Here is a 13385-nt window from a genome sequence, read left to right as displayed (position 1 = left end):
GCCTCGCCGTATGTCGTCAACAAGTGGAACCCCCGGCGCTTCACTCGGCGCGAAGCGCGTTGTGGTCGTCGGCCACGGGATGGTGGGACACCGCTTCGTCGAGGCATTGCGCGCCAGGGACACCGCGGGCCGCTGGCGCGTGACCGTGCTCTGCGAGGAGGCCGACGCCGCCTACGACCGGGTGGGGCTGACCGGTTACACCGAGCACTGGGACCGTTCCCGGCTTGCGCTGCCGGGGAACGACTATGCCGGCGACAGCCTGGTCGAGCTGCGCCTGGGCAGTGCGGCGGTCGAGATCGACCGGGCCGCGAAGGCGGTGCGCACCGTCGACGGTCAGCAGATCGATTACGACGCACTGGTGCTCGCCACCGGCTCGAACGCGTTCCTGCCGCCGGTCCCCGGCCGTGACCTTCCACAGGTGCACGTCTACCGCACCCTCGACGATCTGGACAGGATCCGGGCAGGCGCAGAAACCGCGCTCGCCTCGAAGACGCCGGTCGGCGTGGTGATCGGCGGCGGACTGCTCGGGCTGGAGGCGGCCAACGCCCTGCGCACGTTCGGGCTGAAGACCCACGTCCTGGAGATGTCGCCGCATTTGATGGCGAACCAACTCGACGAGGCCGGTGGCGTGTTGCTGAGCCGGATGATCAAGAGCCTCGGTATCGACGTGCACACCGCTGTGGCCACCGACAGTATCGTGCCCGCCCAGCGGAACCGGCCGCTGAAGAAGTCCGCGGTCGACGACTCGGTCCGGGTGGCGTGCAACGACGGCACCACGATCGACGCCGGCGTCGTCGTCTTTGCCGCCGGGGTGCGTCCCCGCGATGAGCTGGCCAGGGCCGCCGGACTGGACATCGCGCACCGGGGCGGTGTGCTCACCGACCTGACGTGTGTCACAAGCGATCCCGACATCTACGCGATCGGCGAGGTGGCCGCGATCGACGGCCGCTGCTATGGCCTGGTGGCGCCCGGCTACACCACGGCCGAGGTGGTGGCCGACCGGCTGCTCGGCGGTGAGGCCGAGTTCGGCGGTGCGGACATGTCGACCAAGCTCAAGCTGCTCGGCGTCGACGTCGCGAGCTTCGGTGACGCGCAGGGCACGACTCCGGACTGCCTGGAGGTCGTGGTCAACGACCCGGTCAAGCAGACCTACGCCAAGCTGGTGCTCTCCGACAACGCCAAGACGCTGCTCGGCGGCATCCTGGTCGGTGACGCATCGGCCTACGGTGTGCTGCGGCCGATGGTGGCCAGCGAGCTGCCCGGCGATCCGCTGGCCTTGATCGCACCCGCCACTGAAGGCGGAGCCGGCGGCGGCACTCTGGGTGTGGAGGCGTTACCCGACATCGCCCAGATCTGCTCGTGCAACAACGTCACCAAGGGTGACCTGTTGGCCGCCATCTGTGACGGCTGCACCGATGTGCCGGGACTGAAAAAGTGCACGCTGGCCGGTACCTCGTGCGGATCGTGCGTGCCGCTGCTCAAGCAGTTGCTGCAGGCCGAGGGCGTCGAACAGTCCAAGGCGCTGTGCGAACACTTCAGCCAGTCCCGCGCCGAGCTTTTCGAGATCATCACCGCCACCGAGCTCCGCACTTTTTCCGGCCTGATCGAAAAGTTCGGCACCGGAAAGGGTTGTGACATCTGCAAACCCACGGTCGCGTCAATCCTGGCATCGACCAGCACCGACCACGTGCTCGATGGTGAGCAGGCCTCCCTGCAGGATTCCAACGACCACTTCCTGGCCAACATCCAGCGCAACGGCAGCTATTCGGTGGTGCCCCGGGTACCTGGCGGCGACATCACCGGAGAGCAGTTGATCCTGATCGGCGAGATCGCCAGGGATTTCGACCTGTACACCAAGATCACCGGGGGCCAGCGCATCGACATGTTCGGTGCCCGGGTGGATCAGCTGCCGGAGATCTGGCGGCGACTGGTCGAGGGCGGGATGGAATCCGGTCATGCGTACGGCAAGTCGCTGCGCACCGTGAAAAGCTGCGTCGGCAGCGACTGGTGCCGATACGGCCAACAGGACTCGGTGCAGATGGCCATCGACCTGGAGCTGCGCTACCGCGGACTGCGGGCGCCGCACAAGATCAAGATGGGTGTCTCGGGATGTGCGCGGGAGTGTGCCGAGGCCCGTGGCAAGGATGTCGGGGTCATCGCCACCGAAACCGGCTGGAACCTGTACGTCGGCGGCAACGGGGGTATGACCCCGAAGCATGCGCAGCTGCTGGCCGGTGACCTCGACGACGAGACTCTGATCCGCTACATCGACCGCTTCCTGATGTTCTACATCCGTACCGCAGATCGGTTGCAGCGCACCGCGCCATGGGTGGACAGCCTCGACGGCGGCCTCGATCACCTGCGCGACGTGGTCTGCAATGACTCGCTCGGACTCGCGGACGAATTCGAGGCGGCAATGGCCCGGCACGTCGATGGCTACGCCTGTGAATGGAAGGGCGTACTGGAGGATCCCGACAAGCTCTCGCGGTTCGTCTCGTTCGTCAACGCACCCGAAGTTGCCGATCCCACCGTCGAGTTCACCGAACGGTCCGGGCGCAGGGTGCCGGCAACCACCCACATCGGCATGCCCACGGTCCGGCCGTTACAGGAGACGCCATGACATTGCTCGACGATCGCAACGGGGTTGATGTCCAGTTCGATTCGAGGTGGACGACCGCGTGTCCCTACGACTATCTGATCCCGGGCCGCGGAGTTGCGGTGTTGCTGCCCGACGGATCGCAGGCGGCGCTGTTCCGGCTCGATGACGGCGCCTTGCACGCTGTCGGTAACATGGACCCGTTCTCCGGTGCGGCGGTGATCTCGCGTGGTATCACGGGCGACCGGGGTGGACGGGCCACGGTGCAGTCGCCGATCAAAAAACAAGCGTTTGCATTCGAAGATGGCAAATGCCTCGATGACCCGGCTGTGGCGATTCCGGTGTACCGGACGAGGGTCACCGCCGACGGTCTGGTCCAGATCGCAGGTTAGCCAGTAGCGCGTGCCCAGTGGGCGTCGCGGCCCGGTCCTTTGTGGCGCCGTACATCGCCGCGCCGTTCCAGCACGGTCAGGTTCCGGTACACCGCTTCGATCACCACGGGCTGCCCGAAACGCTGCTGGACATGATCGCGCAGTTGGGCGGTCGTCATGGGTCCGCGGGCGTCGTCGAGCGCACTGAGCAGACGTTGCCTCAGCCGCTCGGCCGGGGACGGACTAGTTGCCGGCACGGGGAGTGCGGCCGTCCTCTCGCACGGCACCATTCGATGTTGCTACCTGCACCGTTACCCCAACCCCCGAACCCCGCCGTCAATGTTCGCCACAACGATAGCTGAGTACAACGGCAAAGAATGCATCGCCGCCGCGCAAGAGGCTGTTCATGCGGGAGGTTTCACGAGGCAACCAGCTGGGTACAAGCTGTTTTGACAGCAGTGGTTGCCAAAGTTAACAGCAGCTGAACCGCGGCGGAAGTGGACACCTGTCTGCTGTGGGCTAACTAGATAAGTTCGCTGGAGGAAGTTACGCTTCCGATCGGGAAGGGCTTTCCGAAGGGGGTTCGACGATGTTTGCGCGTCCGCTCGTGTATCTGCTTGGTGCAGCGGCGGTGCTCGGTGCATTGATTGCGACGGGCATGCCGTTGGCGCTGACCGCAGTAGACCGCACCGGCCAGCCCATTCCGTGTGGCAACGCCTTCCGCCCGGACGACGGTGTCGCAGCCAAGCAGGATTTGCTCAACCTCGACCAGCACACCCTGGGCGGGCCTGGTTACGCCAAGAGTGACTACGCCGCGCAGTGCGCGGAGTTGGTCGGCGCGAGGCGGGCTGCGGCGCTGTCGGTCGGTGCCGGTGGCGCGGCGCTCACGCTGGTTCTGTTGGCCACACCACACTTGGCGCGGGCGCTGGCTTCACGCCGCAACCGGCAGGCTCAGCACGCCCGCCCGGCGGAAGCGGCTGGCAATCAGCCGGTCCATGCCTGGGTGGGGACCCAGAGGTTCGCTGACGATGTCGGCATCGGTGTCACGCAGCCGATCCTGGAAGAGTCCGTCGGCGAGAAGATAGGACGCCACAGCTATGCGGCGGCGGCCGCGGCCTCGGTGGCGCTGGGCGGCGACGGCATCGGCGACGGTAGGCGTGCAGGTCGCGGCATAGGCCGGTTCCACGCGATCGCCGGTCACCGCTGACAGCAGCGCTGCGGTGCGTCGTACGTCGGACAGGGCCCGGGGATCTGATGTTCCTGCCGCCGCGAGTATCACTGAATCGCCGGGGCGCCAACCGGATTCGACGAGCCGATCGGCGAGTACCCGCACCGTTCCGTGGCACGGTCCCAGTGGCTGCGTGACCGTGACAGCAGGGTGTCCGCTGGCGGCCACCTGGGCGGGCACGTCGACGCGAACGTGATAGCCGCCGGCCAGAAATGCCGGCACCAGCACAACGGGCCGGTCCGCAGGGAGTCCCGCGAGCACCTCGCTGGGCGAGGGACCGAGCACATCGACGAACGAGACATGCACGGCGCGGCCCAATCTCGCCGCAACACGGTCGGCGAGATCGCCGATCATCGCGACGCCGCCTGCCTTGCGGGTGCCGTGCGCTACCAGGACGAGACTCATCAGATCCGGGCCAGCTCAGGGTCGTCGACCGCCAACCGGTAGCCCCGTTTGACCACGGTCGACACGATGTTCTTGTCGCCCAGGGCAGTTCGCAGCCGCAGCACAGCGGTCTCCACGGCATGGGTATCGGTTCCACCACCCGGCAGCGCACCGAGCAGGTCGAACCGGGATACCACCGCGCCGGGCCGGTTCGACAGCGCGCGAATGGTGGCCATGCCTGCCGGTGACAACGACTTGACGACACCGTCGACCACCACGCAGGTGCCGCGGATCTCCAGCACATGACCGGCCACCCGAACCGTGCGGGCCTGCAGCAACGGCAGTTCGTCGGTGATGTGGCGGGCCAGAGCGCCCAGCCGCATCCGTTCCGGCGACGATGTCGGTACGCCGAGCCGCACCAGTGGCCGGGCGGTCACCGGCCCGACACACATCGCGTGCACATCGGTGCGCAGCGCGGACAGCACCCGGTCGGCGATACCCAACTCGGTGGCCCGCATCAGCACGGATGCCACCGCGGGCGCCGAGGTGAAGCTGACCGCGTCGAAGCGCCGGTCGGCGATGTCGGCGACCAGTTGGTCGAACTCGCCGTCGTGCGGCGCGGGATGCCAGCGGTAAACGCGGATCGGCACCACCTCGGCGCCCGCCGCGCGGAGTTCGTCGACGAATTCGGGGAACGGGTCCCATTCGTCGGTGGCGCCGTGCAGTTGCACGGCGATGCGCTGCCCGGCGATGCCCTGCTCGAGCAGGTAGCCGAGGACCTCGCGCGAGGACTCGGACTCCGGTGACCACTCCTCGGGCAGGCCGCCCGCCCGCAGCGCCCCGGTGGCCTTCGGTCCCCGGGATACCACCCGGGCGGTGCTCAGCGCGTCGGTCAGCGCACCGGCCAGGCCCCAGCCGTCCGCGGCGGCGATCCAGCCGCGGAACCCGATGCCGGTGGTGGCCACCACGATGTCCGGTGGCGCAGCGATCAGCGCCTCGGTGTGGGCGCGCAGTTCATCATCGTCGGGCAGCGGAACCATGACGATCGCGGGCGCGCTGGCCACCGTGGCGCCCCGCCTGCGCAGCAGCGCACTCAGTTCGTCTGCACGTCGGGCGGAGGTCACCGCCACCCGGAATCCGGTGAGCGGCGCCCAGTCGGGGTCACGCATATGTCCTGTGTAGAGAGGCCGTGTTTCCAAATGATTACCCGGCCATTGCTGAAGCGTGTCGGTCCGAGCGGCTCGCGGTGGCCTGCGTCCCACCCGGGCGCCGGACGTACCGGAACCAGGTGAGGACCGAGGCCAGCACGTAGAAGGCCAGGAAGATCCAGAACGCCGCGCTGGCCGAACCGCTGGACAGGTAGGACTGGCGCAGTGCCATGTTGATGCCGACACCGCCGAGTGCGCCGATCGCCCCGGCGAACCCGATCAGGGCGCCCGACATCGACAGCGACCACTGCTGCCGCTGCGTCTCGCTGAGTTCGAGTGAGTGGCTGCGGGCCTCGAAGATGGACGGGATCATCTTGTAGACCGAGCCGTTTCCCAAGCCGCTGAGCAGGAACAACGCGATGAATCCGACGACATAGCCCGCCATCATCAGGCTGGTGGCGGCGCCCGCGCTGTGATCGTCGAACACGCTGATCCCGACCAGGATCCCGGCCGCCAGAATCATGCCGGCGAACACCGCCAGCGTGACGCGGCCACCGCCGATCCGGTCGGCCAGCTTGCCGCCGTAGACCCGTGACAGCGAGCCCAGCAGGGGACCGATGAACGCGATCTGCGCGGCGTGCAGCGAGGCTTCCGACGGCGTCTGGCCCGCGGCGGCGAAGTTGATCTGCAACACCTGGCCGAAGGCGAACGCGAACCCGATGAACGACCCGAACGTGCCGATGTAGAGCAGGGAGATCACCCACGTGTCGCGTTCGGACAGAATCGCTCTCATCGCACCCAGGTCGATCCTGTGCTGTTCGAGGTTGTCCATGTACAGCGCGGCGCCGATCCCGGCCACCGCCAGTGCGACCAGATAGATCGCGCATACCCAGTACGGGGAGCGGTTACCCGCGGTGGCGATGACGAGCAGGCCCACGAGCTGGATCGCAGGCACACCGATGTTGCCGCCACCGGCGTTGAGGCCGAGCGCCCATCCCTTGAGTCGTTGCGGGTAGAACGCGTTGATGTTGGTCATCGACGAAGCGAAGTTGCCACCGCCGAAACCCGCCAGCGCCGCGCACACCAGGTACGGCCACAGCGGCAGTCCCGGGTTGGCCAGCAGCGCCATGGTGCCGATGGTCGGGATCAGCAGCACCAACGCGGAGAACACCGTCCAGTTGCGGCCGCCGAACGTCGCGGTGGCCAGCGTGTAGGGGATACGTAGGCAGGCGCCGACGAGGGTGGCGGTGGCGCCGAGGAGGAACTTGTCCCCGGCGGAGAAGCCGTAGACGGCCTCCGGCATGAACAGCACCATCACCGACCAGATCGACCAGATGGAGAATCCGATGTGTTCGGCGACCACCGACCAGATCAGGTTTCGACGGGCGATGTTCTTGTTTCCGGCCTCCCAGGCCACGGTGTCTTCAGGATCCCAGTCGGTGATGCGACGCGACGGCAACAGAATCGGCATGCCAGCACGCTAGGAAGCGTTTATTGCTCCGACGCTGCCTGCGGTGACCCGGCCGTGAACTTCCGCTCACGGTGGCGGCTACGGACGTGTGAGGGCCTGCAGTCAGTCGACGCGGTGCGCGTGCACCACGGTGAACGGAAGATGTACCCGGCCGTCGTCGAGCAGGTCGCCGATCCGCTCGAACCGGGCGGCCACGTTCTGCATCTGTTCCAGCGCCTCGGGAGGCAATTGATCGACCAGTTGCTGCGGTAGCGAGTCTTTGCCGCGGAACGCTTCGGCGTTGCCCAGATACGTGGTGGGTCCGAGGAAGTCGATCCGCCAACCCGCTGCGGTGAGGGTGTCGCGGATGTTGGCCTCCGGCACCGCCCCCATGGGCGCGACGACGCCGTTGATGTTGTCATCGGAGAAGCAGTACAGATGCCAGCGTGCGCCGGGACGCGTCGCGCGGTAGAGAGCTGAGGCGTACGTGCGGCGCCCCTCGTCGTCGAGGCAGTGGTACAGCGCGCTGTCGACGACGGTGTCGAATTGTGCTGTGTACCCGCTCAGGTCGGTCGCGTCGGCGACCCCGAAGGTGACCTGTACCCCGGCGGCAGCGGCCCGGTTGTGGGCATGTTCGATCGCCGCGGCCGAACCGTCGAGGCCGGTCACGGAGTGGCCGCAGGAGGCCAGGAAGATGGCGTTGTCGCCGAGGCCGCACCCGATGTCGAGTACCTCGCCCGAGATGCCGCCCAGCGCTTCAAGTTCCATCAACCGCGGCTGAGCCTGGTGCACATCCCACGGGATGCCCGCGGGCTCACCGCGGTAGAGCTTGTCGAACGACTCCGGGTCGGGGCGTAACGGTGATTGTGGCGTGCTCACGCCATCCAACGTACGCGGGGACGGTTACCAGACGTCGCCGTCGCGCCAGTCGCAGGCGACTTCGGCGGTGGTGTCCAACTCGAGGCTGATCGGCAGGACGAACAGTGAACGATCATCGTCGGGCGTACGCGTCAGGCCGGTGGGCTGCAGGACCGACGTCGGTCCCTGCCACGGCAGCCACCCGCGGGCGATGTACATGTGCCGCCCCTCCTCGGACGCGCTCAACGCACCGAGTTGATAGGCGCCACGCAGCACCTGTTCGAGTGCATCCATGATTGCGGTGCCAAGACCTTGACCGCGGCAATCCTCACGGACCGCCACGCCCTCCAGATAGCCGCAGCGCAGCGCGGTGTCACGGTAGAGCAGCCGGCGCTGGACCACCGCACCGTGCGCGATCAGGGCGCCGTGGTGACAGATCAGCGCATGCATGCCGCCGAGCGAATGTTCCCAGTCGGCATCGGTGAAATCGCCGTCGAAGGCGTCGATGACCATCTCGCGAGCACCCTCACGGGTCTCGAAGTCGAGATCAGCGGTATGGACCAGGCGGGCGGTGTGCAAGACCCCGCCGACGTGAGGAGCATAGCTACTCGGGGAGGACACAACCCTTGTTCTACCAGCGCTGCGCGCGGATGTCTCGCCCTAGTTGTCGAACGGCTTGCGGGGATGCGCCCAGTGCAGCCGTACCGTCTGCCCGGGCCGTACCTGGCCCAGTTTGTCGATGTCCTCGTCGGTGATGACGCCGATCACGGGATAACCGCCGGTGACCGGATGGTCGGGGCCGAGGATCACCGGAAAGCCGTTGGGCGGTATCTGAATTGCGCCCCGGGTGGCCCCTTCGCTGGGCAATTGGCGGTCCGGCCACCGGTAGTCCAGCGGCATCCCGACCAGCCGCATACCCACGCGGTCACTGCGGTTGGTGACCAGCCAGTTGGTGCGGATCAGCACATCGGGGTCGACGAACCAGTCGTCGCGCGGTCCCGGCACCACCTGCAGCTCCAGCACCTCATCGGCGATGGCCGCCACCGGAGCCTGCTCCAACTCGGGGAAGTCGCCGGTGTGTTCACCGACGGGGAGTATGTCGCCCGGTTGCAGTGGCGACGGGCCGATCGCCGACATCACGTCGTAGCTGCGTGAGCCCAGCACGGGGTCCACGTTGATGCCGCCGCGCACCGCCAGATAGCTGCGCAACCCGGCGTCAGGGGCGCCCAGCGATATCACCTCGCCGTCGTGCACATACTGGATACTGTTGGTGCCGAAGGGAACCCCGTTGACGGCGGGGTTGGTGTCGGCGCCGGTGACGGCGATCGCCACGTCCTCGCCGTGCACCCGGGCGGAGAAGCCGCCGAACGTCACCTCGACGGTGGCGCGCTCACCGGGGTTGGCGACCAGCCGGTTGGCCAGGGCGTGTGACCGGCGGTCGGCGGCACCGGAACGGGTGACGCCGAGGTGAGCCATGCCGGGGCGGCCGAGGTCTTCGACCAGGGCCAGCGGGCCGGTCCGCAGTACCTCCAGTGCGGTCATGATCTTCTCCTAACCGATGGCCCGGAACTGCACCCACATGCCGGGGGTGAGTAGTGCTGGTGTGTCGCGGTGGACGTCGAACAACACGGTGTCGGTGTGCCCGATCAGCTGCCAGCCACCTGGCGACTGTCGCGGGTAGATACCGCTGAACTCACCGGCCAGTCCGACGGCGCCGGCAGGCACGCTGGTGCGTGGTTCGGCGCGGCGCGGTACCTGCAGTCGGGCGTCGCCGTCGACGAGATAGGCGAAACCCGGCGCGAAGCCACCGAATCCGACCCGCCACGGGGTGCCGGTGTGCGCTGCGATCACCTGCGCTGGCGTCAGACCGGTCAGTGCTGCGACCTCGTGCAGATCGGGGCCGTCATAGACGACGTCGACGGTCACGTCGATCTGCGGCGCAGCGGGAGTCGCGGCAACGGCCGCGCTCGGGGCACTCACCTTGCCCAGCCGCTGCCGGGTCGGGGCCAGATACCGTGGTCCGGCCAGCTTGACCAGGATCGTGCGCGACGCGGGGACGAGGTCGACCACTCCGAGCAGATCTGCCGCGCGCAGCGCGTCGGTCCACGCCAGAACCTCGGCGGTGCTGTCGAACTCGAGCAGCAGCGCCTGATCGCCATATTCGCGAATGGCGCCCGGTGTCAGCCCGGGACCCATCGCGTCCATCACTTCTGTAGCCACCCTCATGACCCGAACCTACCCGTGAGTAGCTAAGAATGCTGCCGCTCTACGAGCCTTGCCAGAGGAGCCTTACCGAAGCCTCACACGGCGACCTGATATGTGGGCTCGCGGCGTTTGATGAAGCCGATGACGCGGTAGGTGATGGGCAGCATGACGACCTCGATCGCGGTCTTGTAGATCCAGCCCAGCGCGGTGTAGGTGACGAAGTCACCGAACGTGCTGATACCGATCGCACTGGCCGCGATGCTGCAGAAGACCAGGGTGTCGCCCAGCTGGCCGGCGAAGGTGGACCCGACCAGACGTGCCCAAAGGTGCTTTTCCTTGGTCCGTTGCTTGATGGCCACCACGGCCCAGGCGTTGATGGTCTGTCCGACGATGAACCCGGCCAGTCCTGCGACGATCAGCTGGGTGTAGGCGTGCACGACGTTCTCGAAGTGCTCCTGGTTGGCGTAGAAATCGGCCGCAGGCAGGTAGATGGTCACCCAGAACACGAACGCGGCAAGGATGTTCATCGCGAAACCGAGGAAGATGGCGCGGCGGGCGGCCTTGAATCCGTACACCTCGGAGAGCACATCGCCGATGACGTAGGTGAGCGGGAAGACGATGAATCCGCCGTCGGTGATGATGGGGCCGAACGCGACGCCCTTGGTGGCGGTGACATTGGAAATGATGATCAAGGCCGTGAACACCGCGACGAGTGTCGGATAGTAGGCCGAGCCGATGGTCGCGGTTCCGCGATGCTCTTGCTCCTGGGCGCTGGTCACCCGGACATGTTGTCAGGCGGGCCCGGTGTCAGGCCAATGCGCGGGCCAGCAGCGGTGGCAGCTGATCGGCCACCAGCGGGTAGGACAGCGGCGACGCGAAGGCGATGGCGCCGGCCAGTTCCTTGGTGGTGAACACGTTGCGCCGCCCGGTGGTCGCCCGCAGTTGTGCGATGGTCGGATCGGCCAGCAGCGCGTCGCGTTCCTGATCGCTCTCGGTGGTCCAGATGAGCACATCGGCGGCGTCGAGGGTGTCGGCCATCTCGTCGCGCGGAATCTGTGCCTGCACCTCGGGGACGGTGAAGCCGAGTTGGGTCAGGAACTCGGTGCGCCATCCCGACCTGGCCTGGACGCTGTCGCGGAACAACGTGCCCGACAGCAGCAGCGCCGACTTCCCGGCGAACTGCGGGTTATCGGTGGCCACTGCCTTGAACTTCTCTTCCACCCCGGAGATCAGGCCCGTCATCTCCTGGTTCTTGAACACCGCCTGGCCGATCGCGGTGGCCTGGTCTTTCCATGGTTCGAAGAAGGCGCTACGCCCGGACTGCGCAATCGTCGGAGCGATCGCGGAAAGCTTGGCGTAGGTGTCGGCGTCGAGGCCGGCGTTGGTGGCGACGATCAGATCCGGCTTGAGCGCGGCGATCTGGTCGACCTGGATCCCGTCGGCCAGGCTCAGCACGGTGGGTTGCGCTCCGGCGAGTTTCGGCTGCGCCCACGGCCATATCGCGAACGGTTCACCACCGAACCAATCGGTGACGGCGATCGGCACGACCCCCACCGCCAGCAGGTCATCCTGTTCGGTGAAGCCCGCGCTCACCACCCGCGTCGGCGGGCCGGGGATCTTCGTCTCACCGAACGCGTGGGGAATCGTCACCGAGCCGTCGTCGGCGACTTCGCCGGGTTTGTCCGTGCTACACGCGGCGACCAGCGCCATACCCGCGGTCATCGCCAGAAATCCACGCCGGGACACGGTAGTGGGCACTTAGCCAGACTAACCGCACGGCGGGGTGTTTGCGGTGACTACGGGGCGAATGCGCGTGTCAGCGCCGATCGGACCGCGGCGTGGTCGCCGTCGACCTGGCAAACCTGCAGCAGTTCACGGCGTTTCCACAGACCGAGGTAGAGGTCGTTGGCGGGTGCGGTCACGATGGCCACGGGGTCGCCCTCGCCCAGCGTCCAGGTCTGGCCGGTATCGCCTGCGCGGAACTGCACCGCCTCGGTGACGGGTTCGACGCGGTTCCTCCTGACCTGGCGCGGATAGAACATCGACAGGATCTCGTCGACGCCATCGGCTGCGAACGCCGGTGTGAAGTCCATTGATGGGCTGCCCAGTGCCGCTTCGACATCCACGCGGTGCACGGCGTGCTCGTGGGCCTGGCGCCGGATCCAGAACCCGGCCAGCCGTGGTGGCGGTCCGAAATTCCAGCACGGTTCATCGGCGGTGATGGCCCGCATCGCGGTCAGGTAGTCGGGGATACCGTCGATGAAATCGGCGACGGCGCGCACGGGGTCGGGGTGTGGTTCTTGTTCGTCGGCGTACTCGCGGGTGCGCAGCAAATCGCGCACCCAGGTCTGGATGGTCCACAGGTGGGCAAGCAGGTCGCCGATGCTCCATCCGGGGCACGTCGACAACGGCCGCGTGAGGTCGGCATCTTCGGCAAGGGCGACCGCTTGGATGGCGATCAGATCGGCCTGGAGTTGGCCGAGGAGGGTGTCGTCGTCCACCCGTGCAGATTACGGACCGGTGAGCCCGCGCAGCAGGACGGTGAGCCCGAACTCGAACGCATCGTCGGCCCGCGCGGGTCCGGGAGCCCCGGTGGCCAGCGCCGCGGCCAGTTCCGGGCCGACGTCGCCACCGGTGTCCCAGGGGGCGTCGGGCGCGGCGAGGTCCAGTGCCGAGCCGAGGACGTAGTTGTCGATGAGGGTGATGATGCGCAAGGTGTCGGCGGGGGTGAAACCCGCGCGGGTCAGGGTGACGGCCAGGCCGTTGTACATCGTGAAGGCCTGGCCGCTGTTGACGGCGTGCGCGGTGAGCAGCGGGATCAGGCGCGGATAGCGGGCATAGCTGCGTCGGTAGGACCGCATGATGTCGGCGACGACCTCCGCCCACGGGCGGTCGGTGCTGACGTCGGGCAGATCGACCTCCGACATCGCCTTTTCGCGAAGCAGCTCGACGATGTGATCGCGCCCGGATACGTGGTTGTACAGCGACGACGGGCTGACCCTGAGCTTGCGGGCCAGCTCCGGAATCGTGAAGCCGCCGGTCACGCCGATCAGGTCCATGGCCGCAGCCGCGATCCGGTCGGTGGACAGCAGCGGCACCGGTGGCCGTCCCATATCGCCCCCTTCGATTCCCTCTTTACAACACG

14 protein-coding genes are annotated in these 13385 nt (G+C 67.2%); 2 read left to right on the top strand and 12 right to left on the bottom strand.

Annotated features, from left to right (window positions below; all coding sequences use genetic code 11):
* The first annotated feature begins 10 nt into the window (after window positions 1-10).
* Window positions 11-2620: a nitrite reductase large subunit NirB gene (nirB, locus tag M1247_RS14275; RefSeq protein ID WP_317157000.1), complete on the top strand. Its 2610-nt coding sequence runs from the start codon at window positions 11-13 to the stop codon at window positions 2618-2620.
* Window positions 2617-2988 (top strand): nitrite reductase small subunit NirD, encoded by a 372-nt coding sequence (nirD, locus tag M1247_RS14270; RefSeq protein WP_317156999.1) that lies wholly within the window; start codon window positions 2617-2619, stop codon window positions 2986-2988. The genes nirB and nirD overlap by 4 nt, the downstream gene beginning before the upstream one ends.
* Here nirD and M1247_RS14265 read toward each other — a convergent pair.
* The 12 genes from M1247_RS14265 to M1247_RS14210 form a co-directional block, all read right to left on the bottom strand.
* Window positions 2985-3224, bottom strand: coding sequence for a Fur family transcriptional regulator (locus M1247_RS14265; RefSeq protein ID WP_317156998.1), 240 nt, complete (start codon window positions 3222-3224; stop codon window positions 2985-2987). The two genes, nirD and M1247_RS14265, sit on opposite strands and share 4 nt — an antisense overlap.
* A 674-nt stretch (window positions 3225-3898) precedes the next feature.
* Window positions 3899-4600, bottom strand: coding sequence for a sirohydrochlorin chelatase (locus M1247_RS14260; protein WP_317156997.1), 702 nt, complete (start codon window positions 4598-4600; stop codon window positions 3899-3901).
* A complete protein-coding gene (locus M1247_RS14255) occupies window positions 4600-5748 on the bottom strand; it encodes a uroporphyrinogen-III synthase (protein WP_317156996.1) in 1149 nt (382 codons plus the stop codon). The genes M1247_RS14260 and M1247_RS14255 overlap by 1 nt, the downstream gene beginning before the upstream one ends.
* Before the next feature lie 34 nt (window positions 5749-5782).
* Window positions 5783-7198 (bottom strand): nitrate/nitrite transporter, encoded by a 1416-nt coding sequence (locus M1247_RS14250; protein ID WP_410506870.1) that lies wholly within the window; start codon window positions 7196-7198, stop codon window positions 5783-5785.
* Window positions 7199-7300: 102 nt separating this feature from the next.
* Entirely contained in the window at window positions 7301-8065 is a 765-nt protein-coding gene (locus M1247_RS14245; protein WP_410506869.1) for a class I SAM-dependent methyltransferase, read from the bottom strand.
* Between the two features lie 15 nt (window positions 8066-8080).
* Window positions 8081-8656, bottom strand: a complete 576-nt coding sequence (locus M1247_RS14240; RefSeq protein ID WP_317156994.1) for a GNAT family N-acetyltransferase — start codon at window positions 8654-8656, stop codon at window positions 8081-8083.
* Window positions 8657-8695: 39 nt separating this feature from the next.
* A complete protein-coding gene (locus M1247_RS14235) occupies window positions 8696-9577 on the bottom strand; it encodes a 5-oxoprolinase/urea amidolyase family protein (RefSeq protein ID WP_317156993.1) in 882 nt (293 codons plus the stop codon).
* A 9-nt stretch (window positions 9578-9586) separates the two neighbouring features.
* Window positions 9587-10261 carry a 5-oxoprolinase subunit B family protein gene (locus tag M1247_RS14230; RefSeq protein ID WP_317156992.1) on the bottom strand — a complete coding sequence of 225 codons (675 nt, stop codon included), beginning with the start codon at window positions 10259-10261 and terminating at the stop codon, window positions 9587-9589.
* A 74-nt stretch (window positions 10262-10335) separates the two neighbouring features.
* Window positions 10336-11019, bottom strand: coding sequence for a queuosine precursor transporter (locus M1247_RS14225; protein WP_317156991.1), 684 nt, complete (start codon window positions 11017-11019; stop codon window positions 10336-10338).
* 28 nt (window positions 11020-11047) lie between these two features.
* Window positions 11048-11998 (bottom strand): ABC transporter substrate-binding protein, encoded by a 951-nt coding sequence (locus tag M1247_RS14220; protein ID WP_317156990.1) that lies wholly within the window; start codon window positions 11996-11998, stop codon window positions 11048-11050.
* Window positions 11999-12036: 38 nt separating this feature from the next.
* On the bottom strand, window positions 12037-12741 hold the full coding sequence (locus M1247_RS14215) for a maleylpyruvate isomerase family mycothiol-dependent enzyme (protein WP_317156989.1): 705 nt from the start codon (window positions 12739-12741) through the stop codon (window positions 12037-12039).
* Between the two features lie 9 nt (window positions 12742-12750).
* Window positions 12751-13353: a TetR/AcrR family transcriptional regulator gene (locus M1247_RS14210; RefSeq protein WP_317156988.1), complete on the bottom strand. Its 603-nt coding sequence runs from the start codon at window positions 13351-13353 to the stop codon at window positions 12751-12753.
* Window positions 13354-13385: the final 32 nt, after the last annotated feature.

It is taken from the genome of Mycobacterium appelbergii (genome assembly GCF_032883035.1).
Lineage (GTDB): Bacteria > Actinomycetota > Actinomycetes > Mycobacteriales > Mycobacteriaceae > Mycobacterium > Mycobacterium appelbergii.
Note: the sequence above shows the minus strand (reverse complement) of the source record. Positions and strands in the feature narration are given on the sequence as shown.

Excerpts from the sequence above, each read along its gene's own strand:
- M1247_RS14230 (WP_317156992.1), bottom strand. The coding sequence starts at position 10,261 with ATGAGGGTGGCTACAGAAGTGATGGACGCGATGGGTCCCGGGCTGACA.
- M1247_RS14260 (WP_317156997.1), bottom strand. The coding sequence starts at position 4,600 with ATGAGTCTCGTCCTGGTAGCGCACGGCACCCGCAAGGCAGGCGGCGTC.
- M1247_RS14250 (WP_410506870.1), bottom strand. The coding sequence starts at position 7,198 with ATGCCGATTCTGTTGCCGTCGCGTCGCATCACCGACTGGGATCCTGAA.
- nirB (WP_317157000.1), top strand. The coding sequence starts at position 11 with ATGTCGTCAACAAGTGGAACCCCCGGCGCTTCACTCGGCGCGAAGCGC.
- M1247_RS14210 (WP_317156988.1), bottom strand. The coding sequence starts at position 13,353 with ATGGGACGGCCACCGGTGCCGCTGCTGTCCACCGACCGGATCGCGGCT.
- nirD (WP_317156999.1), top strand. The coding sequence starts at position 2,617 with ATGACATTGCTCGACGATCGCAACGGGGTTGATGTCCAGTTCGATTCG.
- M1247_RS14255 (WP_317156996.1), bottom strand. The coding sequence starts at position 5,748 with ATGCGTGACCCCGACTGGGCGCCGCTCACCGGATTCCGGGTGGCGGTG.
- M1247_RS14235 (WP_317156993.1), bottom strand. The coding sequence starts at position 9,577 with ATGACCGCACTGGAGGTACTGCGGACCGGCCCGCTGGCCCTGGTCGAA.